The 26,312-nt window shown below is 50.3% G+C and carries 24 protein-coding genes; 21 read left to right on the top strand and 3 right to left on the bottom strand.

The genetic code is table 11. The annotated features are described in order from the left end of the window. The 6 genes from ACULM0_RS03565 (at position 1) to ACULM0_RS03540 (ending at position 5,968) form a co-directional block, all read left to right on the top strand. Complete coding sequence (locus ACULM0_RS03565) at positions 1-747, top strand: LamB/YcsF family protein (RefSeq protein WP_463679094.1); 747 nt, start codon at positions 1-3, stop codon at positions 745-747. A gap of 16 nt (positions 748-763) precedes the next feature. After that, positions 764-1,453, top strand: coding sequence for a 5-oxoprolinase subunit PxpB (gene pxpB, locus ACULM0_RS03560; protein ID WP_463679093.1), 690 nt, complete (start codon positions 764-766; stop codon positions 1,451-1,453). Next, positions 1,450-2,475, top strand: a complete 1,026-nt coding sequence (locus tag ACULM0_RS03555) for a 5-oxoprolinase subunit C family protein (protein WP_463679092.1) — start codon at positions 1,450-1,452, stop codon at positions 2,473-2,475. The genes pxpB and ACULM0_RS03555 overlap by 4 nt, the downstream gene beginning before the upstream one ends. 1 nt (position 2,476) lies before the next feature. Then, entirely contained in the window at positions 2,477-3,259 is a 783-nt protein-coding gene (locus ACULM0_RS03550; RefSeq protein WP_463679091.1) for a putative hydro-lyase, read from the top strand. A 289-nt stretch (positions 3,260-3,548) separates the two neighbouring features. Next, positions 3,549-5,060: a YjjI family glycine radical enzyme gene (locus ACULM0_RS03545; RefSeq protein WP_463679090.1), complete on the top strand. Its 1,512-nt coding sequence runs from the start codon at positions 3,549-3,551 to the stop codon at positions 5,058-5,060. 14 nt (positions 5,061-5,074) lie between these two features. After that, positions 5,075-5,968 carry a YjjW family glycine radical enzyme activase gene (locus ACULM0_RS03540; protein WP_463679089.1) on the top strand — a complete coding sequence of 298 codons (894 nt, stop codon included), beginning with the start codon at positions 5,075-5,077 and terminating at the stop codon, positions 5,966-5,968. 134 nt (positions 5,969-6,102) lie between these two features. On the opposite strand, the gene ACULM0_RS03535 is transcribed toward ACULM0_RS03540, so the two are convergent. Beyond that, positions 6,103-7,113 carry a LacI family DNA-binding transcriptional regulator gene (locus tag ACULM0_RS03535; protein WP_463679088.1) on the bottom strand — a complete coding sequence of 337 codons (1,011 nt, stop codon included), beginning with the start codon at positions 7,111-7,113 and terminating at the stop codon, positions 6,103-6,105. A 147-nt stretch (positions 7,114-7,260) separates the two neighbouring features. On the opposite strand from ACULM0_RS03535, the gene ACULM0_RS03530 reads away from it, so the two are divergent. The 4 genes from ACULM0_RS03530 to ACULM0_RS03515 all read left to right on the top strand — a co-directional run bounded on the left by ACULM0_RS03530 (position 7,261) and on the right by ACULM0_RS03515 (position 12,581). Beyond that, positions 7,261-8,286 (top strand): threonine aldolase family protein, encoded by a 1,026-nt coding sequence (locus tag ACULM0_RS03530; protein ID WP_463679087.1) that lies wholly within the window; start codon positions 7,261-7,263, stop codon positions 8,284-8,286. A gap of 402 nt (positions 8,287-8,688) precedes the next feature. Continuing rightward, positions 8,689-10,323 (top strand): hydroxylamine reductase, encoded by a 1,635-nt coding sequence (hcp, locus tag ACULM0_RS03525; protein ID WP_463679086.1) that lies wholly within the window; start codon positions 8,689-8,691, stop codon positions 10,321-10,323. A gap of 209 nt (positions 10,324-10,532) precedes the next feature. After that, entirely contained in the window at positions 10,533-11,717 is a 1,185-nt protein-coding gene (locus ACULM0_RS03520) for a DUF438 domain-containing protein (protein ID WP_463679085.1), read from the top strand. A 15-nt stretch (positions 11,718-11,732) separates the two neighbouring features. Next, entirely contained in the window at positions 11,733-12,581 is an 849-nt protein-coding gene (locus tag ACULM0_RS03515; RefSeq protein ID WP_463679084.1) for an ornithine carbamoyltransferase, read from the top strand. Between the two features lie 412 nt (positions 12,582-12,993). On the opposite strand, the gene ACULM0_RS03510 is transcribed toward ACULM0_RS03515, so the two are convergent. Further along, a complete protein-coding gene (locus ACULM0_RS03510) occupies positions 12,994-13,971 on the bottom strand; it encodes a hypothetical protein (protein WP_463679083.1) in 978 nt (325 codons plus the stop codon). Between the two features lie 440 nt (positions 13,972-14,411). On the opposite strand from ACULM0_RS03510, the gene ACULM0_RS03505 reads away from it, so the two are divergent. Continuing rightward, entirely contained in the window at positions 14,412-15,098 is a 687-nt protein-coding gene (locus tag ACULM0_RS03505) for a DUF4386 domain-containing protein (RefSeq protein WP_463679082.1), read from the top strand. 79 nt (positions 15,099-15,177) lie between these two features. Then, a complete protein-coding gene (locus ACULM0_RS03500; RefSeq protein ID WP_463679081.1) occupies positions 15,178-15,360 on the top strand; it encodes a hypothetical protein in 183 nt (60 codons plus the stop codon). A gap of 8 nt (positions 15,361-15,368) precedes the next feature. Here ACULM0_RS03500 and ACULM0_RS03495 read toward each other — a convergent pair whose 3' ends face one another. Next, positions 15,369-15,962, bottom strand: a complete 594-nt coding sequence (locus ACULM0_RS03495; protein WP_463679080.1) for a Crp/Fnr family transcriptional regulator — start codon at positions 15,960-15,962, stop codon at positions 15,369-15,371. Positions 15,963-16,370: 408 nt separating this feature from the next. Here ACULM0_RS03495 and sstT point away from each other — a divergent pair, with 408 nt between their 5' ends. The 9 genes from sstT (at position 16,371) to ACULM0_RS03450 (ending at position 26,238) form a co-directional block, all read left to right on the top strand. Next, on the top strand, positions 16,371-17,618 hold the full coding sequence (gene sstT / locus ACULM0_RS03490) for a serine/threonine transporter SstT (RefSeq protein ID WP_463679079.1): 1,248 nt from the start codon (positions 16,371-16,373) through the stop codon (positions 17,616-17,618). A gap of 291 nt (positions 17,619-17,909) precedes the next feature. Beyond that, entirely contained in the window at positions 17,910-18,668 is a 759-nt protein-coding gene (locus ACULM0_RS03485; RefSeq protein WP_463679078.1) for a glutamine amidotransferase, read from the top strand. A gap of 11 nt (positions 18,669-18,679) precedes the next feature. Continuing rightward, positions 18,680-19,969, top strand: coding sequence for an ArgE/DapE family deacylase (locus ACULM0_RS03480; RefSeq protein WP_463679077.1), 1,290 nt, complete (start codon positions 18,680-18,682; stop codon positions 19,967-19,969). A gap of 108 nt (positions 19,970-20,077) precedes the next feature. Then, positions 20,078-20,815, top strand: a complete 738-nt coding sequence (locus tag ACULM0_RS03475; RefSeq protein ID WP_463679076.1) for a GntR family transcriptional regulator — start codon at positions 20,078-20,080, stop codon at positions 20,813-20,815. A gap of 29 nt (positions 20,816-20,844) precedes the next feature. Beyond that, positions 20,845-21,816, top strand: a complete 972-nt coding sequence (locus ACULM0_RS03470) for a substrate-binding domain-containing protein (protein ID WP_463679075.1) — start codon at positions 20,845-20,847, stop codon at positions 21,814-21,816. A gap of 94 nt (positions 21,817-21,910) precedes the next feature. Further along, positions 21,911-23,425, top strand: coding sequence for a sugar ABC transporter ATP-binding protein (locus ACULM0_RS03465; RefSeq protein WP_463679074.1), 1,515 nt, complete (start codon positions 21,911-21,913; stop codon positions 23,423-23,425). Beyond that, a complete protein-coding gene (locus ACULM0_RS03460) occupies positions 23,418-24,425 on the top strand; it encodes an ABC transporter permease (protein ID WP_463679073.1) in 1,008 nt (335 codons plus the stop codon). The genes ACULM0_RS03465 and ACULM0_RS03460 overlap by 8 nt, the downstream gene beginning before the upstream one ends. 20 nt (positions 24,426-24,445) lie before the next feature. Next, positions 24,446-25,288 carry a BtpA/SgcQ family protein gene (locus tag ACULM0_RS03455; protein ID WP_463679072.1) on the top strand — a complete coding sequence of 281 codons (843 nt, stop codon included), beginning with the start codon at positions 24,446-24,448 and terminating at the stop codon, positions 25,286-25,288. Positions 25,289-25,314: 26 nt separating this feature from the next. Then, the gene (locus ACULM0_RS03450) at positions 25,315-26,238 is read left to right on the top strand and encodes a carbohydrate kinase family protein (RefSeq protein ID WP_463679071.1); all 924 of its coding nucleotides are present in this window, start codon (positions 25,315-25,317) and stop codon (positions 26,236-26,238) included. Positions 26,239-26,312: the final 74 nt, after the last annotated feature.

The raw sequence follows: 26,312 nt of genomic DNA, 5'->3' as shown, positions 1-26,312 counted from the left end.
ATGAAGATTGATCTGAACAGTGATCTGGGCGAGAGCTTCGGTCGCTATGAAATGGGAATGGACGCCGAGATCATCCCCTTGGTGTCCTCTGTGAGTATCGCCTGCGGTTTTCACGCGGGTGATCCTGTCACGATGGAAAGAACCGTTGAACTGGCACTGCGGCATCAGGTAAAGATCGGTGCACACCCCGGATACCGAGATCTAGAAGGCTTCGGACGTCGTGATATGAGTCTCTCGCACCGAGAAGTGAAGGGACTTCTCTTGTATCAGATCGGAGCGCTGGACGCTTTCGTTCGGTCGAAAGGCGGTCGATTGCACCATGTAAAACCACACGGTGCACTCTACAATCGCGCTTCGAGGGATCTGGAGCTAGCGAGAGTTATTGTAGAGACCATACAGTCTCTTGATCCTGACCTGATGCTTTACGGCCTTTCGGGTTCATGCCTGGAAAGGGCTGCAAAAGAGAGGGCACAACCCTTTGCAAGTGAGGTTTTTGCCGATCGACAGGTGACGGACAAGGGTCTACTGGTGAGCCGTGGTGAGCCGAACGCAGTAATCCACTCTGTGGAAGTCTGCGCAAAACGAGTGATGGGCATGGTCAGAGATCGAGAAGTTGAGAGTATCGGTGGTAAGATGATTCCCATGCGGGCTGAAACCATCTGTGTTCACGGAGATCATGAAGAAGCCCTGGCCTTCGTCAAGTCGCTACGCGCTACCCTTGAGAAGAAAGGTGTAACCATCGGATGATGAAAGGATGTTGCCTGTGCACCCACAATGTATCCGTCTGAGCGATCAGGCGATAGCCGTCAATTATCCGAATCGGATTGAAGAGAGAATCAGTCAAGAGATTCGTGTGCTCACGCGGTGTTTCAAAGAAGAACTGAAGCGCGAAGTACGCGACATCGTACCGGGTTTTCGACAGATCGTCATCACCTTTGATCCGCTCTTGGTCGACGCAAAAAAGCTACTCTGTAAAATCAAAAGGATCACTGTGAGTCATAACCTGGAGCTCGCTGTTGAGAAGGAGATCGTAAACATCCCCGTCTGTTATGAGGAACCCTTTGATCTGGATATGAAAGAAGTATGTACCTATCTGGGGATCAATCGGGAGGAGCTTGTGAAACGCCATACCGAAGGAGAGTACTTGATCTACATGATCGGGTTTACACCGGGATTTCCCTATCTCGGAGGGATGGACGAGGGGCTCACAACGCCGAGGAAAGAACAACCAAGACAGAAAATCCCCGCGGGATCAGTGGGGATCGCCGGCCCTCAGACTGGTGTCTATCCCATCGTTAGTCCTGGGGGCTGGCAGATCATCGGTCGGACGCCCTTGAGATTATTCGACCCGGAGTCGTCAGAACCGGTCTTGCTCTCTGCCGGACAATACGTGAAGTTCTATCCCATCACGGTGGAGCAGTACAAGGAGATCGAGAGGGAGGATGGATCATGACGGGCATTCTTGTGAAGAAACCGGGTCTTCTGACAACCCTGCAGGATGCTGGACGCTTCGGTTACCAAGATCGCGGGATCTCTCCATCGGGGGTCATGGACCATCTTGCGATGAAGCACGCCAATCTTCTGGTGGGCAACCATCTTGATGAAGCGGTGATGGAGATGACCTTACTTGCCAGTACTTTTGAGTTCCAAGAAGATGCACTGATTGCCATCACGGGAGCAGAGATGGGTTTTACGATCAATGGGGAACCGGTGGGGAAGGATCAGACACTTTACCTCAATGCTGGCGATGAACTATCAGGTGGCTTTGCATCGAAGGGAGCGAGAACCTACATGGCGATCAGGGGTGGTTTCGTGATTCCCGAAGTGCTCGGTAGCAAGTCCACCTTCTTGCGGGCAGCCATAGGAGGCTTCAAAGGACGAGCGATCAGACAGGGGGATACATTAACGATCACTCGGATGCATGACTGGATTGAAAAAAGATCCCTCTCTTCCTCCTTGATCGATCCGGTGTATCGCAATAGAAAGGTTCGCGTTGTCTTGGGAGATGAGGTGGAGGCTTTTACCGATGAAGGAATGAAAGTGTTCCTATCTTCCGAGTACAGTATAGGGAATGATTCTGATCGGATGGGGTATCGTTTGTCCGGTCCTCAGATACGTCATAAGACGAATGGGGATATCCTGTCTGGGCCCATTCAATTCGGTTCGATCCAGGTTCCTGGAAACGGACAACCGATCATCATGATGGCCGATCGGCAGACCACAGGTGGGTACACGAAAATCGGACAAGTGATTCAAATGGATCTGCCCTATCTCGCTCAGAGAAAACCAGGTGACCGGATCTCTTTTGAAGCCATAGGGGCAGAAAAAGCCGTTACACTTTGGCGAGATTACCATCAGGATTTAAAAGAATACCAGGACGTGCAAAGGGATCCTTTGAGGGTAGACCAACATCCCCAGAGATTATCCATCGGCATCCTCAATGAAAACTATCTTGTCACGATAAGGGAGCGCTAGTATGAATGTAAAGACCATGCATCCAAAACAAATGCGAGAGCTCATTCGAAAGGGAGCTTTCGATCAGCCGACGTCAGGTGTGAGCCTAGGGTACGCACAAGCGAATCTCGTGATGATTCCCAAGGCCTACGCCTATGATTTTTTACTCTTCACCCAGCGCAATCCAAAGCCCTGTCCGGTTCTCGCTGTATCGGACCCGGGTGCTTCTTCCGTTGCTATTGGTGAGGATGCCGATCTGTACACAGATCTTGGGAAGTATCGCATCTATCGGGAGGGTGTCCTTTCTGAAGAACGCGAGGACGTATCGGATTTCAAAGACAAGGGACTGGTGGCTTTCTTACTGGGCTGTAGTTTCTCCTTTGAATCTGAGTTGCTAGCAGCCGGGATCTCAATTCGGCATATAAACGAGCAAAAAAATGTAGCCATGTACGATACCAATTTGCCGCTCAAGGGCAGTGGTGTTTTTGAAGGGAACACGGTGGTCTCCATGCGACCGATCAAAGGAAGCGAAGTCGCTAAGGCTGTGGAGATCACTTCGAGACTTTCGAAGGTTCACGGTTCACCCATTCATGTGGGATGTCCTGAGGCCATCGGTATCCAACGGATCGAAGAGCCGGATTACGGAGATTTTGTTCCGATACAAGCCGATGAGGTACCTGTCTTTTGGGCCTGTGGTGTGACCCCTCAGAATGCGCTGAGAAAAAGCAAGATTCCTTTCGCCATCACGCATGCACCGGGCTTTATGTTTATCAGCGATGTGAAAAATATCGACCTACTCGATTAAAAGAAGGGGTGGAAGATCCGTCCAGGTGTTTGCGAAGAGCAGATGAGACATTGGCGGCTTCACTGATTCGCACGGATTGTAAGACATGGTGCCCGCTTGTCAAGAGCGTGGCAGCGTGTCTTTATCTCTTTGATCCGTCGCCAGTGAGTACTGATTCTCTGTTGGACAGAACGTCTTTACTAGCGACTCTCGCTCTGGTATACTTATGTTAATCGATAGTGATCAAACGTTAAACCAAGGTGATGAGAGACGCATCACCCGGGACGCTACAGGAGAAGATGGAGGGGTAATGATGTTCAACAACGAAGCTGCTTACGGCGTGCTCACCTCAAGAGTGCTCACCCACGAACAGAAGCTGATGAATCTGGCCAAACATGCGGAGAATGCCTTCGAGATCTTTGAAGTTTCCGATCGGATGCAGGCATTTTTTGAAAACGGCTGCATCCACGATCTTTACGAGGGGAACGCTCCCTACCGTCCGCGCTATATCATGCCGGACTACGGGCAGTTTGTCGAGAAAGGCAGTGACTTTCTCGAGGTTGCGCCTCCGCAGGATTTCGATGAACTGATCTTCGCCCTGATGACCGTCTATCGTCACACGCCTTCTATCACCAACTTCCCCGTATACCTGGGGAACCTCGATCGATTGATCGCGCCCTTCATCGATGATCTCTCCGATGAAGAGGTGATCAAGAAGCTCAGATTGTTTTTCAACTACCTGGACCGCACGATCACGGACTCCTTCTGTCACGCCAACATCGGTCCTGAAGGAAGCCGCGCCGGGGAACTGGTTCTCGAGGCGGAGAAGGGGCTGCAGAACGCGGTGCCCAACTTCACGATCAAGTACGACCCAAAAGTCACCAGCGATGCCTTCATGAAGAAGGCCATCGAAACCTCCCTCGCCTGTTCGAATCCTGCAATCTGCAACCACCAAGCGAACGTGAACACCTACGAGGGTGAGTACGGGATCTCGAGCTGCTACAACATCCTGCCGGTTCAGGGTGGTGCTTACACGCTCACGCGCCTGACGCTGACCAAGTTGGCGGAGGTAGCGGACAGTGTCGACGAGTTCATGGATGAGCTCCTGCCCGAGGTCGTCGGTCTCATCGGCGACTACATGGCCCAGCGCATCCGGTTTATCGTGGAGAAGTCTGGATTCTTCGAAAGCAGTTTCCTCGTGAAAGAGGGCCTGATCTCCAAGGACCGTTTCGTCGGCATGTTCGGGATCACGGGCCTCGCCGAGGGCGTCAACACGCTCCTGAAGGACCAGGGGCTCGTCTACGGAACGGATCAAGCCGCCGATGACCTGGCCGACCGGATCATGGACCGGGTTAAGAAGCTCGTGGACGAGCTGGAGGCACCCCACTCACCGCTGACCGGGGGTCAGTTCGTCCTCCACGCCCAGGTGGGCGTGGACACGGATCTCGGTGTGACCTCTGGCGTGCGGATCCCGGTGGGTGATGAGCCCGAGAGCTTCATCGAACACCTCCGGCACTCCTCCAGGTACCACAAGTATTTCCCATCGGGTGTCGGCGACATTTTCCCGATCGCTTCGCACGTGGATGCCAACCTAGACTCCCTGCTCGATGTGGTCAAGGGAGCCATGAACGTCGGCGTCCATTATATGTCCTTTTACGCGGCAGACACAGATCTCGTTCGGATCACAGGATACCTCGTGAAGCGTAGCGAGATGGAAAAGTTCAACCTAGAGGAAACGGTACTGCAGAATACTACGCACTTGGGCGCGCCCAGTTATGAAGTGAACAAATTGGCCGAGCGAAAAGTACGGATGGCGGATTGACGGGAGGAAATGCATTGCATCAGAAAACCGACCTTTTGCAGACCTTCGGATCATCAATCACAGGTGGAACGGCAAAAGCCTATATCAATAGAATCATCCCCGTCTCCACGGTAGATGGCCCGGGAGCGAGAACGGCGGTTTTCGTCCAGGGCTGTAACCTGAACTGCGCTTACTGCCATAATCCGGAGACCATCCATCTCTGTAACCACTGTGGCGATTGTGTCCCCGGGTGTCCCAGCGGATCCCTGGCTCAGGTAGATGGCAAGGTCTCTTGGAATCCAAAAACCTGCATCGACTGTGACCACTGCGTCGACGTGTGCCCGCATCTCGCTTCTCCCAAGGTACGCATCCTGTCAGCACAGGAGGTCTTCGAGGAGATCAGACCCAACATTCCTTTTATCCGCGGGATCACCACCTCCGGTGGTGAATGCGCCCTCTACCCCAAGTTCTTGACGGACCTCTTTCGCCTGGCCAGGGCAGAGGGTATGACCACGCTGATGGATACCAACGGCACGGTGAACCTCTCGCTCTTTCCAGACCTGCTTGAGGTGACCGATGGCGTGATGCTGGATATTAAGGCCTGGGATGAAGAGGTCTTCGAGCGTCTCACCGGCCGACGGCCGACGGGCGCCCTGCCGATCAACCTCAGTCACCTAGCCACCACGGGCAAGCTCGAAGAAATCCGCCTGGTCTGTCAAGAGGAGTGGGTGGACATCGAGGCCTCACTTCGGGGCGTGAGCGAGACGATCCCCGAGCATATCGCATCCACGCGCCTGAAACTCATCGCCTTTCGTACCCACGGTGTCGAGGGCAAGATGAAAGACGCTCTTATGCCCAGTTCCGAGCAGATGGCTTCTTACGCTGCCCTTGCCCTTTCTCTGGGCTTCGGCGAGGTCGTCATAGGCTAGCGGGTAGGAATGAGCTTTGTGATGTCCTTCTGGATACAAGAAGAGCACCTGTGCCAACCGTTCAAGATGAATCGGTCGACACAGGTGCTCTTCATTTCTGAAAAGAATTTTTCTCTTGCTTCAGAATGGCTTCTTCATTGATCGCTTAAGGGGATGACACTATCCCGTTCGATCAGGGTGGGGGTGAGGATGGTACGCGAGATCTCGTCCTGGCCGATCAGCCTTCGGTAAGTCTCGAAGGTCTCCTCGGCCAGCACGGCCACATCCTGGATCACGGTGGTGATCGCCAGACCAAAGGTATAGTCATCGGGGATATTGTCGTTGCTGATCAGGGAAAGGTCGTCCGGAATGCTCTTCTTTGCCTCGCGCAGTGCCTTTAGAAAACCCAATGTCATCCGGTCGTTACAGGAGAAAAGGGCCGTCATGTCCGTTTCGAGCAATTCTTTGCCCGCCTCGTAGCCACTGTTGTAGCCGTAATCCCCATACTGGACGTAACGCGCGTCTAGGGGGATACCTGCCTCCATCAGGGCGCGGGTGAATCCCTCTAAGCGCGCGTTCTCTCCTTGTTCCGAACGCGGTGGCGCGATGATTCCAATCTTACGGTGTCCCCGATCGATGAGGAAGCGGGCCGCCTTGTAGGCTCCGGCGGCATTGTCAAAACACACCTGGCCGACATCAAGGTCTTCAAAGACCCGGTCCACTAGGACCAGCGGAACGGAAAGCCTGTCGATATGCTTCTTCAATCGGTCGTCGGTAAAAGCTTCGAAACTAGGGCACAGGAAGATCCCGTCCACCTGTCGGCTGACGAGCAGGTCGAGGAGCTTGAGATCCATCTCGCGTTTTTCGTTGCTGTTCAGGATCAAGAGAACGCGGTCTTCCTCCAGGCATCGTTTCTCTAGGTGCTTGGCAAGACGGGAGAAATAGGGGTTCTCGATGTCCGGGACGATCAAGCCGATGAGACCGGACTCTTTCGTCACCAGGGCCCGCGCAGCGCGATTGACCCGGTAGTTAAGCCGGTCGGCTGTTTCTAGGATCTCCTCCCGTTTCTCTTGGCTAATCCGTATGGGCTTTCGATTGAGCACTTTGGATACCGCCGTGATGGAAACACCAGTGGCATCGGCAATGTCTTTTAACGTGACCTTCATCAACATCCGCTCCTCATCTTAGGGATCTCTCCTCTATCCATTATAACAGAGGAACCGTGGAGCCGCCCACCCTTCGTGGATCGCTTCCTTGTTCGCTTCCCGTCTACGTGCTACAATCGAAGAAAACAGTAGAGACGGGAGGAGCATATGTTATACTTCGTCAACGATTACTCTGAAGGTGCTCATGAAAAGATACTCCAGGCACTGATCGATACGAACAGGGAAAAGCACGCCGGTTACGGTGGTGATGTGTACACAGAATCGGCCAAGGAAAAGATCAAGGAAGCCTGCCGGTGCCCTGAGGCGGACGTCCACTTTCTCGTGGGTGGTACGCAGACCAACGCCACGGTGATCAGCGCCATGCTCAGATCTTATGAGGGTGTAATCGCCGCCACGACGGGTCACGTGAGTCTCCACGAGGCCGGGGCAATCGAGTACACCGGTCACAAGGTGTTGGAGATCGAACATGAGGAAGGAAAGATCTCGGCGCAAGCGGTAGGCAACTACCTTGAGACTTTCTACGCCGACGGCAATCACGCCCACATGGTCTATCCAGGTATGGTCTATATCTCTCATCCCACGGAATACGGAACCTTGTACACGAGGGAAGAACTCAAGGAGCTATCCGAAATTTGCCGTGACTATGAGATCCCCTTGTACCTCGACGGTGCCCGGATGGGTTATGGCCTCGTCAGCCCCGGAAATGATGTGATGCTTCCGGAACTCGCGGCGTTGGTCGATGTTTTTTACTTAGGGGGCACCAAGGTCGGAGCGCTCTGCGGTGAGGCCGTGGTTTTCACCAAGCAGAATACTCCTGATCACTTCACGACCATCATCAAGCAGCGTGGCGCCCTTCTCGCCAAGGGTCGGCTCCTGGGGATCCAATTCGATACCCTGTTCACCGATGGACTCTATATGGAGATTGCAAAAAACGCCATGCATACGGCAGAGCGATTGAAAGCGGCTTTTCGCGAGAAAGGGTACACCTTTTTGATCGATTCCCCGACGAATCAGATTTTTATCGTTCTCGAGAACGGGGAATTAAAGCGTCTTGAGGAAGAGGTAGCTTTCAGCTTCTGGGAGAAGTACGATGATGAGCACACCGTTGTCCGCTTTGCCACGAGCTGGGCCACGACGGATGAAGAGATCGATGCGTTGATCAAACTTCTCTGAGACGAGCCAAGGTGATCATTTCCATATGGCGACAAGCAAAACCCGTGAACGCAGTCATGGGTAGCCCAGTGTAACGAGCGGAGACGCTCGTTTTTTTTGATTCTGCAAATCTATGTCAACGCGTGATCTTTCAGATGGTGGGCAGCAGTGACAGGTTACAGAGGGCTTGTTGGCACTGTGTAGAACCATTAAACCGCATGAAAGGGACGATGCAGTATGCCTCATAAGAGCGACCATCCTACAAATTTTGTTGAGCCTTGCCAATAAGGGGTATAGGAATAGATGGAGAGCCTATAGAACCATGGCGACGAAGGAGGCGATCAGTTCTAACGAAGGAAATCAAGAGTAAAGGAAGGTTGCGCTGAAAGTGTTCAGAATAAGGAGTATGAGGAGGACGAATCAATGAGTATGTTTTGTTATCAGTGTCAGGAAGCGGCGAAGAACGAAGGGTGTACAGTTGTTGGTGTCTGTGGTAAAAAAGACGACGTTGCCAATATCCAGGACCTTCTGATCTATACACTCAAGGGGATTTCACAGATCGTCAAGAAGGCGGATCTCGATGTCAAGGAATTGGGGACCTTGAACCACCAGATGCTCAAAAGCCTGTTCATGACCATCACGAACGCAAATTTCGACTGGACGGCCATTGAGAATCAGATCAAATTGATGGTCTCGATGCGTGATGATCTTGTGAATAACCTGAATTTAGAAGGCCTCCATGATGCGGCAACTTTCCAGGTGGAAACAGGCGCAGATATGGCAGAGAAGATGAACAGTCCTGAGGTCGGCGTACTGGCGACAGAGAATGTCGATGTACGTTCGCTCAGAGAACTGATTATCTACGGACTAAAGGGCATCGCCGCTTACACAGAGCATGCCTATAACATGGGTAAAACTAATCCCGAAATATATGATTTTGTTTACGAGGCGCTAGCGGCCACTCTCGATGATAGTCTGTCGGCAGATGATCTCGTGGCACTGACGCTGAAGACCGGCGAACACGGCGTAAAGGCCATGGCTTTGCTCGACGAGGCGCACAACGCTCGCTTTGGTAGTCCTGAGATCACCGAGGTGAATATTGGTGTCAGGAACAACCCTGCCATCTTGATTTCAGGTCATGATCTCGTGGACCTCGAGATGCTCCTTGAGCAGACCAAGGGAACAGGTGTTGACGTGTACACGCACAGTGAGATGTTGCCGGGTCACTACTATCCTGCTTTCAAGAAATATGACAATTTCGTGGGCAACTACGGTGGTTCTTGGTGGAGACAGATCACGGAATTCGATTCTTTCAATGGGCCGATTTTATTCACGACTAACTGTATCGTTCCACCGAGAAAAGAAGAGGTCAGAGAACGCATCTACACATCCGGCTCTTCCGGCTACCCTGGATGCGAGCACATTGTGGCCGATGAAAACGGATGGAAAGATTTCTCTAAGATTATTGCACATGCGAAGAAACTCGACGCACCGGAAGAAATCGAGACCGGGACCATTGTCGGTGGATTTGCTCACAACCAAGTCATGGCACTCGCAGATCAAGTGGTGGACGCAGTGAAGTCCGGTGCTATCAAGAAGTTCTTCGTCATGGGTGGTTGCGACGGTAGAATGAAATCAAGAGAGTACTACACGGAGTTCGCTGAGAAACTCCCCGAGGACACCGTAATCTTAACGGCAGGTTGTGCGAAGTACCGTTACAACAAGCTGGACCTCGGCGACATCGGTGGTATCCCGCGTGTCCTCGATGCCGGTCAGTGTAACGATTCCTACTCCCTCGCCGTGATTGCGCTGAAACTCAAGGAAGTTTTCGAACTCGATGATATCAATGATCTGCCTATCGAGTTCAACATCGCTTGGTACGAGCAGAAGGCCGTGATCGTTCTTCTCGCACTGCTTTCACTCGGAGTGAAGAACATTCACCTGGGACCGACGCTCCCCGCCTTCTTGTCGGAGAATGTGGCCAGTGTCCTCGTTGAGAAGTTCGGTATCGCCGGCATTACGACGGCGGAAGAAGACGTCGCAGCCTTCATGCAGTAGAAGCATAAGACGAGAGTATTTTCCTTCTCACTATCGAACAATGAAAAGCTATCCCTGTTGCGTAGCCGTAACAGGGGTGGCTTTTTTATTGCAGGTTTTTTTCAGTTTAAGAGTTAATCCGAAATTTTTGACGCACTGTTTTGTGTCGCCGATGCGTGTATGGGTATGCTTAAACTGACATGTATCGCGAACAAGGAGGCCTGAGAAGAATGAAAGAAGAGCGAGTGGCGCGTCTGGTCCAGTACGTCCAGAGCGTTGGGCAAAAAGAGAAAGGAAAAGAGCTTTACGATACCTATCGAGAAGAATTAGAAGGGGTTACACCACAAGAGGCCTTTGCCGTCTTCCACGCTTTGTTGGAAGAGGGTAAAGGGGCCGATGAGATCTTGGTCTTTCTCGACAAGGTGATCAATGTCTTCTACAAGAGCTTGAGTTCATATGAATGGCAATCACCGAAAAACGACAACTTCCTCCAAGATTTGATGTTGGAAAATCAGGCGCTCGAAGAGAAGATGGAGCCGATCAAGGCTATACTTAAGGAGAAGGAAGCGGAGGATAAACGGACCAGACTGTTGCCCTTGATCGAAGAACTACATGCTTTCGATGCCCATTATGTGAAGAAGGAGAACATTCTGTTTCCCTACCTGGAGAAAGCCCACGAGCGCTTCCACGGCCTCAAGATCATGTGGGCACTCCACGATGAAGTCCGTGCTCAGCTCGCCCGGACAATTGCGATTCTCAAGGATCCTTCTGCCGACCAAAAAGACATCAATGTGGAGATCGGCAGCCTCTTCTTCGATCTGCTCGGCGTGGTGAAGAAAGAACGTTTGCTGCTTTTTCCAGCGGCCAGTGAAGTGCTCGGCACCCTGGAGTGGTACGAGATGTACCGGCAGAGCCTGGACTATGATTTTCCTTTCATTGACAAAGACAAATCTGCTTTTGGAGAACCATCTGAAGCTTTCGAAGTGACCGGCGCCAATGAAAAAATCACTTTGAAGACGGATACCGGGATCTTGGATCTCGAGCAGGTGTTGCTGATCTTCAACCACCTGCCCGTGGACCTGACTTTTGTGGACGAAAACAACAAGGTGCGGTTCTTCAACAAGGCCAAGGATCGGTTTTTCCCCCGCTCGCCGGCGATCATCGGTCGGGATGTGGACAAGTGCCATCCTCCGGCCAGCGTGCACATTGTGGAGGAAATCGTGGAGAAGTTCCGCGAGGGCAAAGAAGATCACGTACAGTTCTGGATTGACATGAAGGGTCAGAAGGTCCTCATCCAATATTTCGCCCTCAGAACGACATCCGGAGCGTACAAAGGCGTGCTAGAGGTCAGTCAAGAGATCGGGGCAATCCAGCGACTTGAAGGAGAGAAACGACTTTTGGACTGGGAAGGATAGGAAAGGGGAAAGACCATGCACTTTCTACATGTATCCGATTTGTCTACACAAGAGGTTCACACGGTATTCGATCTGGCCGATCGGTTGAAAAAAGGCGAGCGACATAGCCCCTTGGAAAATAAAACCGTCGCCCTCTTCTTTCCGCAGAGTAGCCTGCGCACCCGACTGAGTTTCGAGCGTGGCGTATCGCTACTCGGCGGTCAACCCGTGCTCTTTCCACCGGAGACGCTGGATAAGCAGGAGGATCCGGTGGATGTGATGCATTACATGGCCAATTGGGTGGATTTGATCGTCATGCGTCATCGTGATCTTGCCCTTCTCGAGTATCTGGCAAAAATCAGCCCAGTGCCTGTGATCAACGCCATGACAAGGGAGAATCATCCCTGCGAAATTCTCGCAGATCTCTATGCGCTGGATAGATTAAAAGGTGACTTTCGATCGCTTCAGTACACCTTTATCGGGGAGGCGGGAAACATCGCCAGAACTTGGGCCCATGCTGCAAAACACCTTGGCTTTACGCTTCGTCATGCTGCACCGGACAACGAACGCATCACAGAGGACGATGTGCATTATCGGTTTTCTACGGATCTTGATCGCATGCTACCAGGAACAGATGTGATCCTAACGGATCCGCTTCCTGAAAACTATAGGAACCAATCCTATTACGCGCGTTACCAGATAGACCTGAGACGGCTTGCGCTAGCGGGACAGGATGTGCTGCTCAACCCGTGCCCGCCTTTTCACCGGGAAGAAGAAGTGTCCGCTGATGCCGTTGCTTCCCATCATTTCGTCGGCCATGCTTTCAAGAAGGATCTTCTCTATGTGCAAATGGCGCTGATGATGATGGCCACTGAACAGCGATGACCGCTAAATGTATGAAAGGGGTGGGGGAGGACATGCAGCTATAGAAAACCATTTGGAGTAACGACATTTCACCTTCCCATTGCAAAAGGGGAGGTGAAATGCTAGCCAAAATCATATGTCAGAGGTAGTTGCTATGTATGAAGAAGGGAATCTCTCCTATCTTGGACCGCAAGAATCCCTGTGGATACCTTAGCAGGGGACCCGCTTGTTCGCCATGCTCTTGTGAAGACGGGAATCGTTTTTTTCTTTTCTGTGGAAATTCTATGTACTAAACACCAAAAAAAGGTGATGAAGTCGCAGGATCTAAAGATCCGCGATTTCATCACCATAGGTTTCTCAGTTGTGCGTATTATCGAAGGTGTCTGCTTACCAACAGCTATCGTTGGTTTGCACCTTAGTCTACTGGCAAGGGTTATTCTAAGAATCGATTACCGGTGACTTCAATATTCTCGTAAAAATTGACGTGAATAAAGGGCTGTTCTTCACCGTTCGGAAGCATGACACCCGTAGGTACCGGGTTATCAAAGACGGCTCCCTCTTCGACTTTTGTAGGGGGTAGGATCAGATGAATCTCCAGTTGGTTCGGCATAGCCACATTTAATCCGAGCTGAAAATTCTCGTCTCTAACCCTCTGGCTCACCATCAAGTGAATCAGTCGATTGCTATCGACCATCTCACCATCGATGTACAGCTCACCAAGACCCCAAGCGGTTGTATAGTTCCACAGTTTGGGCATCAGCGGCTCACCAATATTCGAGTCCCCGTGGATCAGTACGTCTGTACCGACTCCTCCGAAGAAGTTGTGTTCGGGTCCAACCGGTAGGATCGTATCCAGTGTAACGCGATATTCTTTTTCGCCCATAGGTCCATAGAAGACGGCTTCTAGTTCAGCCTGGTCTTCGGAATCTGGATGATCTAACAACGTGTTATCTTCGGCGTAAAGGTTGAAGTGGCCATTATCGATTTCAGCAATATTATTTGAAAACGGTCCGGGCATTGCAGTAGTTGTGAAGCGCGTGCCATCTGCGCTGACCATTCTTTGTTCGACTGGCAACAACTGGGTATGATCGGGATTTTGCGGAGTGCCAAAAATATGAGGGTCTAGCTCACGCAATCCGGGCATCATCCAGATCCCTTCCCCGGAAGCTTCTACTGAAATCTTTCTTCCATTGGTACCGAGCATAATATTATACATTTCTGCCCGTTTCAGTGCCCATTCTTTTAATCCTGGGTTTCCCGTGGCTTCGGCGTCCTCAATCAATCCCATTAAGTAGGCCCTTTCATTTGCCTTGTCCATCGTATTGTGTTCTTGGGCGGCTGCGGGCGACAGTGCAACCAAAGAACCGATGAATAATACTAGCATGAGACTCAATAGTGTTCTTCGTCTCAACGTAATTCCTCCTTAATTCAGTTTCCTTTCGCTCAACTTCATCCGAGCATCCCGTCTAACTGGGGATTTCTAAGGATTCAGTTGATTTCCTTATCATTATGTATACCCGTTGATAGAGTCAGCACACAGGAGATGCTGTACAGTGGCCGTTTGTGAATGGGTCCACTGATCTTTCCGAGGCTACGGACATCAGGCTTCAAGGAGTTTTACTGATAAGCTTTTCTGCTAACCATAGGCGAAGGCAGGCATATGGAAGGTAAGGGATGCTCTGCTCGGAAGGAAGACCGGATAAGCCTGGTTACGGGGAAAAGCCCATCAACACGTATCTATGCTTATAAGAGGAGAGAAAATCGAGAAAAGAAGGGGCATATTGACTTTCGTCAATGCGCCCCTTCTTCCGTGTATGGTAAACTTCAGATAACCAATAAGGAGGTAAACCAATGGTACAAACCAATACGCTCCAAGAACAAAGAAGACCCTTTGCACTCATGGCTGGAATCTCCCTGCTGATCATGACCTTCGCGGCTTTTTTCTCATATGGATTCGTTCACTCGTCACTCGTCAATAGCGCCGACCCTGCTGCCACCCTGCAGAATGTTCGAGCGTCTTCCCTGCTCTTTCGATTCGAAATCCTGGGGTGGGTCGTCATCGTGATCACCGACGTCCTGGTGGCCTACGCATTCTACCGCTACCTGGCACCGATTTCCAGGGGCCTCGCCCTGTTGACTGGTTGGATCCGCTTGATCTACTCTGGGGTCCTGGCCCTGGCCGTTGGATCTCTCGTACGGGCGGCCTCCATCTCCTTAGCGTCGATGTCATCGACCGATCAGGTAGCCGACCAATTGATCGGATCAATCGCGCGGTTTGAATCCCTCTGGTCCATGGGGCTCATTTTATTCGGTGCCCATCTTTTCCTGGTGGGCTGGATCGTTCTTCGCGATCAATCGATTCCAAAGCTCTGGGGATACCTTTTACTGGTCGCCGGAGTAAGTTACACGCTCATTCACCTGCTGGGGGCCCTGGGACCAGCCTTCGCATCCACCGCAGGACTCCTGGAGACCGTACTCAGTCTCCCCATGATGGTGGGCGAAGTGGGCTTCGGCGTCTGGCTACTGATCAAGGGCTAGCAACCTGGTCCTCGATCACGAGTCGTTATGAGCTATCAGCAGCACCCATGAACCGTGCATATCTTAAGGAGGCAATGAATTGGAATTATTTTTCTATATCACCATCATGGTGGGACTCTCCGTTGTCCTGCTCATCGCCCTGTTTCTCTACCAGGCGTACTTGAAAAAGCTCGAGCACGAGACCGCCAGGGAAGAACTAAAACTCCAGGTGAAAAAGACCGAACTGGCGATTATCGAGAAAACCGGCGGTCGGACAGAGTAGGGAACCCCTCAGGATTCTTCGTCGGATGCCTGCATGCGCTTTTTAATGCGGCTGAGTGATTCCGGAGTGATGCCCAGGTAGCTGGCCAACTGGTGCTGGGGCACGCGTTCGATGAGATTCGGCCGGTTCTCCAAGAGATCCTTGTAGCGGTCTTCGGGCCTTTTGGCGACGAAAGCCGCAAAATGGTCGGTAGCACCGGCGATATTCGCCTCCATCATTTTTCTCGTCATCGCTTCGAGCGCCGGGTGGATTTCCGTCAGCTCATCCGATGTTGTCAGATCACCGACCACGAGGACACACTCCTCCGTACAGCTCAGCGAGTACTTGGATGTCTTGTCATTGCTGTGTTCGGTAAAGATGGTGACACTCTGCTCTTCGGTGTAAAATTGTGAGGTGGTCTCGCGTCCCTCCTCGTCGATCGTATACTGGCGGATGCATCCCTTTAGCACAAAGTAACATTTGTCAGGGACATCCCCTTGCCGGAGCAAGAGGGTTCCCTGCTCGTAGGATTTCACCAACACCTTGTCTGCGATGTCCCGAAGCTCTTCTAAGGGCGCGTCGGAGAAGCGCGCCATATAATCGACCAGTATATTTCTCATCATCTGTGACTCCTCTCGACGACCGGAAGTTATGAAAGGTTCAGTTCCGATCAGGATACAACGCTTGGGCAGTCTTTTCTCTATCATACCACATTGCTGAGTGCTCAATTTTATGCGTTTTTTGCGCTCCCGTGGAGATGAAACCTATGCGGAATGTCTTCGCACGATTGGTAACGATGGCCAAGCAAAAAAAATTATACATCTCAAAAAAAGCAACTGCGGTTGCTTTTTTTGTGTGGTTGTGCGATTATTGTACATGTGACAAAAACGAAACAAAGATGACGACGCAAAAACGCCTGTCTTTCATCACCGATACATGGATGATGGAAGCGGTGGCATTTGACCCAATGAAGGAATATTTACCTCCGCGAAGACAACTTGGAAACCTGACGAATGCAAAGGAGAGATTTTATGAAACAACTACTGAACAGCTGGAACCAGATGAGTCTGGTCAAAAGGATCATCATCGGATTGGCCATCGGTATCCTGTTGGCCTTAACCGTACCGGAGGCGGCTGCCCCGATCGGTATCTTCGGCACTCTTTTCGTCGGTGCGCTCAAAGCCGTCGCACCGATCTTGGTCTTCTTCCTAGTCATGTCGGCAATCGCCCAGCATAAGAGCGGTCATAAGACCAATATGAAGGCCATCATCTTTTTATATCTTCTCGGCACTTTTCTCGCCGGGCTCACTGCCGTAGCCTTTAGCTTCCTGTTCCCCGTGGAGCTGACCCTCGCGGCTACCGGTGGTGTGGACATCACGCCTCCTGGCGGCGTAACCGAAGTGCTGAGAACTTTGCTGCTCAATCTGGTGGATAACCCCGTCAGCGCCCTCTACAACGCCAACTACATCGGTGTCTTGGCCTGGGCCCTCCTCTTGGGTTTTGCCCTCAAGGATGTGCCCGAGACCACAAAGACCATGATCAACAATTTCGCCGAGGCGCTGTCCCAGATCGTACGGTGGGTCATCAACTTCGCACCCTTGGGCATCATGGGATTGGTCTTTGATACCATCGCCACGAGCGGCCTGAGCGCGCTGATGAGCTACGGGAACCTCTTGCTGGTACTACTCGGTGCCATGTTCTTCATGGCACTCATCGTGAACCCGCTGATCGTTTTCATCAATACGCGCACGAATCCATACCCCTTGGTCTTCAAGTGCCTCAAGGATAGTGGGATCACGGCCTTTTTCACGAGAAGTTCGGCCGCCAATATTCCCGTGAACATGACGCTTTGCGACGAGCTGGGACTCGATAAGGATACCTACTCGGTCTCGATTCCGCTGGGTGCCACGATCAACATGGCCGGAGCGGCCATCACGATCACCGTGCTGACGCTCGCGGCGGTGAATACCTTTGATATCAACGTGGACTTCGGTACAGCCCTGCTGCTTAGCCTCGTGGCGGCCGTGAGCGCCTGTGGTGCCTCCGGGGTTGCCGGGGGTTCACTTCTCCTCATTCCGCTGGCCTGTAGCCTTTTCGGCATTCCCAATGATCTCGCCATGCAGGTGGTCGGCGTGGGCTTCGTCGTCGGCGTGGTCCAGGACTCTGCAGAAACAGCGCTGAACTCATCGACGGATGCACTCTTTACTGCAACGGCAGAGTTCGCCCAGTGGCGCAAAGAGGGAAAGTCCATCAACTACTGGAGGAAAAAGAAAAAGTAATGACCCTCAGAAAACCAAATTGTAGACGCAGAATATAAAGACAGGGTGATTTTCACCAATCATATGCTCAAACGATTCTAGATGTAAGATGAACCCCGATCGAATGGTCTTTGACCCGTTCGATCGGGGTTCGTCTTGCGTTTACAAATTGTGAAATCGTCTGAAGAGGAAGAGGAGTTACAAATTAATTGAAGAAAGCACTTGATTTTTTTAATTGTCTGACTTATCATAAAAGATGAGGAAAACGTTATAACGACATGATGACATGTTGTTTTGAAAGGAGTGATGTGATTGGATGATGAGATGATTCGAGTACTCTTTGTAGGCGAATCGTGGCACACACAATTGACTGAAGGGAAAGGATTTGATTTTTTTTCGGTAGGCTTCTATGAAGAGGCGACGCGCTGGATTTTTGATGCGTTGGAAAGCGAGGACATTGAGATCACCTATATGCCTTCGCACAAAGTGGCAGCAGATTTCCCGAAAACGCTCGATGCGTTGGGTGCCTTTGATGTCGTCTTACTGAGTGACGTAGGTGCGGATACCTTCCTGCTCACCCCAGAAACTTTCCAGCGATCCGAAATCACTGTGAATCGACTGAAGTTAATCGAACAGTTTGTTGCAGACGGTGGCGGCTTCTGCATGATCGGTGGCTACATGAGTTTCCAGGGAATCAACGGCAAAGCTAGATATCACCGTAGCCCGATAGAATCCTTGTTGCCGGTCTTTCTCTATCCGTACGACGACAGAGAAGAGGTTCCCGAAGGCTTCACACCCGAAGTGCAGAACGCAGGTCATCCGATCTTACAAGGGATAAGCAACGATTGGCCGCATCTTCTCGGTTACAATCGCCTGATCCTAAAGGAAGAAGCAGATTTGTTGCTCAAGAGAGAAGATGATCCGATCCTTGCTGTTGGAATGTATGGAGAAGGTCGTACGATGGCCTTTGCCTCCGATTGTTCTCCCCACTGGGCACCACCAGCATTTTGCGAGTGGTCCGATTACGGAAGACTGTGGCAACAGTCTGTACGTTGGTTGGCAGGGAAGTAGATGGTGAAACAATGATCGATCAACGTACAATAATGGACTATTTAGAGGCGCATCGCGAAGAACATCTTGCCTATCTGGAAGCGTTGATACGAGAAGATACGACCAACAAGAATCATGGCATAGACGGTGGCAGTGAAGAGAATGGACAACGGATTATCGAAAGAACCATGGAACGCATGAACCTGCGTATCGATCGCTTCAGTCCTGATGACGATCGACTGAAGCATTATCCCGAGGCATCACTGGGCCACGATTATGCCGATCGAGAGAATCTAGTCGGTGTTCTCAAGGGTACTGGATCTGGACGTAGCCTCCTTCTCAATGGTCATATGGATACAATGCCCTTTGACTCACTAGATCAATGGTCCGCCCATCCGCTCGAACCCCATCGAACCGATGGAAAACTCTTCGGGCGTGGTGCTTGTGATATGAAAGCGGGTCTTGCGGGGATGCTCCTCGCAGTGAAGAGCTTGGTCGATTTGGGTTTTCAACCCGCAGGAGATATCATTTTCCAAAGTGTCGTGGATGAGGAAGGAGGTGGGGGAGGCACCATTGCGGCGATCGACCGAGGCTACCAGGCTGACCTGGCGATTGTGGCAGAACCTACGGAGCTGATGATCATGCCCGCACATGTGGGATGGGTTTTCTTCAAGGTGACCACAGTGGGCAAGGCACTCCATTCGGGACTGAAATGGCGTGGGGTCAATGCCATTGAGAAGATGATGGGTCTGATTGAGGCCCTGCAGTCGCTCGAAAAGGAATTGGCTATGAACCACAAAGATTCTTTCTATCCACCGCCAACGCTAAACATTGGCACCATACATGGTGGCATGGCAGGATCAGTCGTTCCTGATCGGTGCACTCTTGACTTTGGGTTTCATTTTCCCATGGGCCTTGCGGATGAACAGGGTCGTGGAGAAAGAATGAAAAAGGTAGTTCGAGAGTGCATCGATCACTATGCTCAGTCCGATGACTGGCTACGTGAACACGCTCCTGATCTTCAGCTTTATCAAGAGGGGAGTGCCTATCAAATGCCAAATCATGAGCCGATTAGCCATTTGATCGGCAAGATGAAAGAGCAGATCACTGGGAAACCACCCTTAATCAGGGGGTGTGCTTACGGATGTGATGCGCGTCTTCTACAGCATTACGGTAAGACGGACACACTGCTCTTCGGACCGGGCAGCATAGAAAGGGCCCATGGAATCGATGAGTATGTGGAGATTGATCAGTACCTAGATTTTATCAAAATCATAGCATTGCTAGTGATGGAATGGACAGGAAACGATAAGTCATCTTAAGAGGAGCTACGAGGTGAGCACACTTGATTGAGATTGACAGATCAGGTCGTTCAGCGTAAAATATATTATAACAAAAGGTTATAACGTTATAATATAAGGAGGTCCTCTATGAAAGTTGACAGATCCAAACACGTGCCACTCTACATTCAGATCAAAGAGTTGATCGCTCAGAAGATCAAAGATAAGGTATGGGAACCTGGGGATCCAATTCCTTCGGAAAAGGAACTACAGGATCAGTATCGTGTCAGCAGAATTACCGTGAGGCAGGCGATGAACGAACTGGTCAATGACGGTCTCGTAACGAAGAAACAAGGGAAAGGGACTTTTGTTTCCTTCCCGAAACTATCTCACAGCCTACCGAATCTCACGAGCTTTACGGAGGACATTCGATCGAAAGGTCTCAATCCCCAAGCAGAAACTCTGAGGATCGAAAAGGGAAAATATCCTCACGTGGCTGATAAGATGGGCTTGGAAAAAGATACTTCATTTCTAAATATCAACAGATTGCGTCTGATCAATGGTGAGGAAGTAGGAATCCATGATAGTTATATTAACCTTTCCGTTCTAAAGGGGACTCCCTTGGCATCCATCGATACTTTTGATTACACTGAATCGATATACGATGCTTTGGAATCGTCGGGAGTGGTACTGGCTTATGCGGACGAAACGTTAGAAGGCGGTATTGCCGATGAAGAAATTGCTACTATGCTGGGGATTCAAAAGGGTTTTCCGCTCTTAATTCTCGAACGGATTACCTATACCAGCGAGAGTTTACCGGTGGAGTATGTCATGATGCACTACCGTGCTGATAAGTACAAATACACCATCAGGTTAAGTCGTAACTAAACTACTTGAAACATATGGGGGAAACAAAAATGAAAAAAATGATGAGTTTAGCATTGCTCTTGGTCTTGACTGTAACGTTATTCGCAGGTTGTACAATGGAATCACCCGTAGCAGATGAACCGGCTCCTGAAGAAACGAGTGGTGATGCACCTGAAGAGATTACCATCGGGGCAACGACTGTAACACTTCGGCACCAGTTCTTTATTGCAATGGATGAAGGTATGAAGGAAGCGGCCGAAGAACGAAATGTAAACTTGCTTGTGAATGATCCCAATGTCGATCCTCAAAGACAGATCGCTGCTATTGAAGACTTTGCCCAGCAGGATGTTCAGGGTCTTATTGTAGTGGGTACAGATCCCTCAGCGATTGTTCCGGCCGTTGAAGAAGCTGCGCAGTCATTACCGGTTGTGACGATCGACATGAAATTGAATACCGATGCTGTGGATAGCTTCGTCGGAACACTCAATGACGAAGCCGGTGCAGAGCTAGGAGAGTACACCGCGGAGTACATCAGAAACGAACTGGGAGGCGAAGCCAAGATCGCAGTGGTAACATGGCTTGAGTCGAGCATCCAGCGTCAGCGGATCGACGGATTCCTCACTGCTTTTGAAGGTATGGAGAACGTTACGATCTTGAACCCGCAGCCGGGTTACGACCGCGAAGAATCAATGAATACCGTGGAGAATATTCTACAGGCAGATCCGGATATCGATATCATCTACGCAACTGCTGAAAATAGTGTTTTGGGTTCCATGGCCGCAACAGAGTCAGCGGGTCGTGAAGACGTGAAGATCGTTGGTTTCGACCTGACAGAAGAAGCGGCAGGTGGGATCCAGTCGGGTAACATCCTTGCTATGATTCAACAGCAACCGAAAGAAATGGGTCGTCAGGCTGTGTTCGCCGTACTCGATAAAATTGAAGGTAAAGAAATCGACGCGAACATTCCTGTTCCAGTTCTTCTCTACGACGCAGCAAATGTTGATGAATTCTTGAACCAATAAGAAAAAGAAATTATCGGGGCGATCAAAGCAGGGAGGTCCATAGGATCTCCCACTTTGATGCTTCTTTAACATCAGTTTTAAGGTGGTGAATCAGATGTCGCGAGAAACCGTATTGGAATTGCAACAGATCACAAAACATTTCCCCGGAGTCAAAGCCCTCGATGGTGTGTCATTCACATTGGAAAAAGGAGAGATCCATGCTTTGCTCGGAGAGAATGGAGCGGGTAAATCAACGCTCATCAAAATCTTGACAGGTGCCTATGAGAAGACCTCAGGTGAAATCATCTATCGGGGAGAGCACATCACACACATGACCCCGCATCAATCGAAGCGTCTTGGGATCAACGCAATCTACCAAGAACTCACTTTGTTTCCCGAAATGACAGCAGCACAGAACATTTTCATGGGGAGTGAACGTCGTCATCCTAGCTATGGACTAATAGATGATAAGACGATGAACCAAGAGACGGCCAAGCTGTTCGAGCGGATCAAATTAAATGTGAAACCCACTACGCTTGTGAAGAATTTAAGTGTAGCTCAGCAGCAGATGGTAGAAATTGCTCGGGCGCTTTCTATGGATACAAAAATTTTGATTATGGATGAACCAACCTCGTCGATCACCAAGCAAGACACGGAGATTCTATTTCAATTGATTCAGGAGTTACGCGCTGAGGGCGTCAGTATCATCTACATTTCACATCGCATGGAAGAAATTTTCGCTATCTGTGACAGGGTAACTGTCATGCGAGATGGGAAGGTGATTGATACGCTGCCCATAGATGGGGTGACGAGTACAGAACAGCTCGTGAATCTTATGGTCAATAAGAAAGTCGATGACTTCTTCCCGAAAATCGAAGTACCCATCGGTGACGTACTATTGAGCGTAAAAGAATTGGCTTCAGTAGGAACCTTTGATGATATTAGTTTTGACATACGAAAAGGTGAAATCTTTGGTATCGGTGGATTGGTCGGTAGTAAGCGTTCTGAGGTAGCGGAGGCGGTTTTTGGCCTACGGGATTATCAAACGGGCTCAATCGAATTCGATGGAGAAACGCTTCATAAAGGTAGTCCTGAGAAGCACATTGAAAAAGGGATGGGCTTCATATCAGAAGACCGAAAAGGGACTGGCCTGGTTTTGAATATGTCGGTGAAGGAAAATATGACCTTACCCGGTCTCAAAGTCTTCGGTAAACTCAAAGATTTCTTTGTGGATGAGTCTAAAGAGGAAGAAGCTGTCGCTTTGCAAGTCGAACGCTTGCGTGTCAAAACACCCTCTATGCACCAGCAGATCAATAAGCTCAGCGGAGGTAATCAACAGAAGGCATTGATCGCCAGGTGGTTGATGTTGAACCCCAAGTTACTGATTATGGATGAACCTACGAGGGGAATCGATGTCGGTGCAAAATCCGAGATTTATAAGCTGATGGGTGATCTTGTCGAGAAAGGCGTCAGCATTATGATGATTTCATCCGAGATTCCAGAACTACTGGCCATGAGCGACCGCATTTTGGTCATGCGCGAAGGTCATATTTCGGGAATTCTATCAAATGACAAAATGACAGAAGAAAATATCCTGACCCTAGCATTCGGAGGCGAGATCAATGAGTAGTAAAAATATCACAAAGGAGAAACCCTTGGCCTCCCAACGGAGCCTCAAGGACAGAATACGGTCAGTGTTTGCAGGAAAGAGTAGCGCAAGCATCGGACTCATTTTGATTTTTCTGATCATCAGTCTGATGACAGATCGATTCTTAACAGCGGACAATCTGCTAAACGTAGCGAGGCAGGCATCGACCAATGCAATCGTAGCCGTTGGTATGACTTTTGTCATCATCACGACGGGAATCGATTTATCCGCTGGAGCCGTTTTGGCTTTGATTGGTACCATTACAGCGGGGTTGATTGTGAACATGGGATTATCCATACCCGTTGCAATGGTAGCAGTTCTATTGATTGGAGCCCTTATCGGAGCAGGCAAAGGGATTATTATCTCTACACAGAAAATCCCGGCCTTTATCGTGACACTTGCTTTGATGACGGTTCTTCGCGGTTTGGCTTTTGTCTACACAACAGGAAGACCAATCTATGTGGAGATTGAAGCGTTCAAGATGCTCGGGCGTGGTTACATCGGGATTATTCCCATCCCCGTTATTGTGATGGTGATCGTGGGGATCACGGGACATTTGCTTCTAAAGAAATCTCGTTTTGGTCGTCATGTCTACGCGGTAGGTGGGAACGAAGAAGCAGCCAGACTCTGTGGGATCAACATCAACAAGACACTTATAGGTGTCTATGCCTACGCTGGTCTCATGACGGCTTTAGCCGGGATTATTTTGGCTTCTCGTTTATCCACCGGGTCTCCCAACGTTGGTGAAGGTGCAGAGCTCGATGCCATCGCTGCAGTTGTGCTCGGCGGAACCAGCCTCATGGGAGGAGTTGGCTCCATCGGTGGTACGTTTATGGGTGTTGCGATCATTGGCATTTTGAATAATGGCCTTAACCTGATGAACGTATCCTCCTATAACCAGATGATGGTCAAGGGTCTAGTGATTCTTTTGGCCGTATGGGTCAATAACCTGAATATGAAAAGATCAAATAAGAAGAGTTAGCCATAGAAAGGAGTCTAATTATGAAACATGTAGGAATCTTACCTGAAAAACCAAATGCAATTGAGACGATCTTCAATAAGAAAAAAGCAATTATCGGCATGATCCACACGAAACCACTTCCGGGCGCTCCCCGTTACAATGGAGAGACAATGGAAGAGATCATTGAGTTTTCCATCCGTGATGCCATCGCACTGAAAGAAGGTGGCGTTGATGGCTTGATGTTTGAAAATGCATGGGACATCCCCTTTTCGAAACCAGAGGATCTCGGACATGAGACGGTATCAGCACTGGCTGTGCTGGCCAAAGAGGTGACCAGACTGGTAAAGCTGCCCTTTGGATTTAACTTTTTAGCCAACGGCGTACTGGCCTCTCTAGCTGCAGCAAAGGTCACAGAAGCCCAGTGGGTGCGATCGAATCAGTGGGTTAACGCCTACGTGGCAAACGAAGGGATCATGGAGGGTGCATCGGCCAAAGCTATGCGCTACAAGAGCATGCTGAGGGCTAGTGACATCAAAGTGCTTGCAGACGTGCACGTGAAGCACGGCAGTCATGCGATTGTGGCCGATCGGTCATTAGGTGAGCAGACACGTGATAATATTTTCTTTGATGCCGATGTGTTGATCGCAACGGGTAATCGCACAGGTGATGCCACGCGTATCGAGGAACTCAGGGGAATATGTGAAAGCACAGATTTACCCGTGATCGTGGGTAGTGGCTTGACGCCAGAGAATGCTGATGAAATATTGAAGTTTGCCAGTGGCGCAATCGTGGGATCTTACCTCAAAGAGGACGGTGTTTGGTGGAATCCCGTCAGTGTGGAAAGAACCAAGCGCTTGATGGATGTAGTCAACAAGTATCGTTAGACAGATTAAGCAGGAGGTGGAAATATATGGGATACCCAGAGGTGATATGCTATGGGGATCTGAATGCCGATTATATCGGCCGCATGGATCGCATTCCAGAACCCGATGAGGAGCTACCCATTGAAGATCTTTCGATCCACTGTGGAGGTGCTGCGACAAATGTTGCCGTGGGATTGTCTCGATTGGGTCACGAGGTGGCTTTTCTAGGCTGTGCAGGTTCAGATCCCATTGCAGATCGTATGCTGGGAGAGCTTCGCTCAGAAGGTGTTGATCTTTCTCGTCTGATCGTTAAGAAACATCAGATGACAGGAATGGTGATCTCAATTTTGGATCATCACGGAGAACGACGCCTGATGACCCATTACGGTGCAAACGCGGCGATGTCCGAGGCAGATTTACCGGAGGATCTCTTTGCTACCGCTTCCATTTTTCATATGAGCAGTCCGCAACTGCACATGGTGAGACCCCTTTTGGAGCGTGCGAAGAAGAATGGACTGCAAACCAGCTTTGATCCCGGCAGTTTGATCTGCAGACATGGGATGGAAGTGTTAGGACCTTTGCTGCCACTGGTCGATCTATTGTTTCTCAATCGTGTGGAGTACCAACAGTTGGTTGGTGATCACGAGGATCTAGACTTTTCATTGTTTTTCTCAAAAGGATGTCAGACAGTTATTTACAAGCAGGGCAAAGAGGGAAGCATACTCGTGACACGAGAAGGTGTTCAGTTTGCATCTCAAGGATTCTCTGTAAAGCCACTGGATACAACCGGAGCAGGGGATGCTTTTGCCGCTGGCTACCTGAGCGCCATGATTCGAGGCCTTTCCGCTACCGACCGTATGCGCTATGCGAACGGAACCGGCGCGCTATCGGTTACAGCCCGTGGAGCCAAGGAAGCCCTACCAGATCGACATCAGCTAGAAAGCTTTCTTTCGCAGCACTCGATCATCTAGCATAATATCCTATCGATGTACTCGGAGCCCCTCTCCTCGGCCAACCGAGTTTATCGACATTGAGCATAACAGGC

Source organism: Halotolerantifilum yawarlongkerapense, assembly GCF_054506745.1.
The sequence above is the reverse complement of the archived record's forward strand: the minus strand, read 5'-3'. Positions and strand labels throughout refer to the sequence as shown.

Excerpts from the sequence above, each read along its gene's own strand:
- ACULM0_RS03565 (WP_463679094.1), top strand. The coding sequence starts at position 1 with ATGAAGATTGATCTGAACAGTGATCTGGGCGAGAGCTTCGGTCGCTAT.
- ACULM0_RS03555 (WP_463679092.1), top strand. The coding sequence starts at position 1,450 with ATGACGGGCATTCTTGTGAAGAAACCGGGTCTTCTGACAACCCTGCAG.
- ACULM0_RS03550 (WP_463679091.1), top strand. The coding sequence starts at position 2,477 with ATGAATGTAAAGACCATGCATCCAAAACAAATGCGAGAGCTCATTCGA.
- ACULM0_RS03545 (WP_463679090.1), top strand. The coding sequence starts at position 3,549 with ATGATGTTCAACAACGAAGCTGCTTACGGCGTGCTCACCTCAAGAGTG.
- ACULM0_RS03535 (WP_463679088.1), bottom strand. The coding sequence starts at position 7,113 with ATGAAGGTCACGTTAAAAGACATTGCCGATGCCACTGGTGTTTCCATC.
- ACULM0_RS03530 (WP_463679087.1), top strand. The coding sequence starts at position 7,261 with ATGTTATACTTCGTCAACGATTACTCTGAAGGTGCTCATGAAAAGATA.
- hcp (WP_463679086.1), top strand. The coding sequence starts at position 8,689 with ATGAGTATGTTTTGTTATCAGTGTCAGGAAGCGGCGAAGAACGAAGGG.
- ACULM0_RS03520 (WP_463679085.1), top strand. The coding sequence starts at position 10,533 with ATGAAAGAAGAGCGAGTGGCGCGTCTGGTCCAGTACGTCCAGAGCGTT.
- ACULM0_RS03515 (WP_463679084.1), top strand. The coding sequence starts at position 11,733 with ATGCACTTTCTACATGTATCCGATTTGTCTACACAAGAGGTTCACACG.
- ACULM0_RS03505 (WP_463679082.1), top strand. The coding sequence starts at position 14,412 with ATGGTACAAACCAATACGCTCCAAGAACAAAGAAGACCCTTTGCACTC.
- ACULM0_RS03495 (WP_463679080.1), bottom strand. The coding sequence starts at position 15,962 with ATGATGAGAAATATACTGGTCGATTATATGGCGCGCTTCTCCGACGCG.
- sstT (WP_463679079.1), top strand. The coding sequence starts at position 16,371 with ATGAAACAACTACTGAACAGCTGGAACCAGATGAGTCTGGTCAAAAGG.
- ACULM0_RS03480 (WP_463679077.1), top strand. The coding sequence starts at position 18,680 with ATGATCGATCAACGTACAATAATGGACTATTTAGAGGCGCATCGCGAA.
- ACULM0_RS03475 (WP_463679076.1), top strand. The coding sequence starts at position 20,078 with ATGAAAGTTGACAGATCCAAACACGTGCCACTCTACATTCAGATCAAA.
- ACULM0_RS03470 (WP_463679075.1), top strand. The coding sequence starts at position 20,845 with ATGAAAAAAATGATGAGTTTAGCATTGCTCTTGGTCTTGACTGTAACG.
- ACULM0_RS03465 (WP_463679074.1), top strand. The coding sequence starts at position 21,911 with ATGTCGCGAGAAACCGTATTGGAATTGCAACAGATCACAAAACATTTC.
- ACULM0_RS03460 (WP_463679073.1), top strand. The coding sequence starts at position 23,418 with ATGAGTAGTAAAAATATCACAAAGGAGAAACCCTTGGCCTCCCAACGG.
- ACULM0_RS03455 (WP_463679072.1), top strand. The coding sequence starts at position 24,446 with ATGAAACATGTAGGAATCTTACCTGAAAAACCAAATGCAATTGAGACG.
- ACULM0_RS03450 (WP_463679071.1), top strand. The coding sequence starts at position 25,315 with ATGGGATACCCAGAGGTGATATGCTATGGGGATCTGAATGCCGATTAT.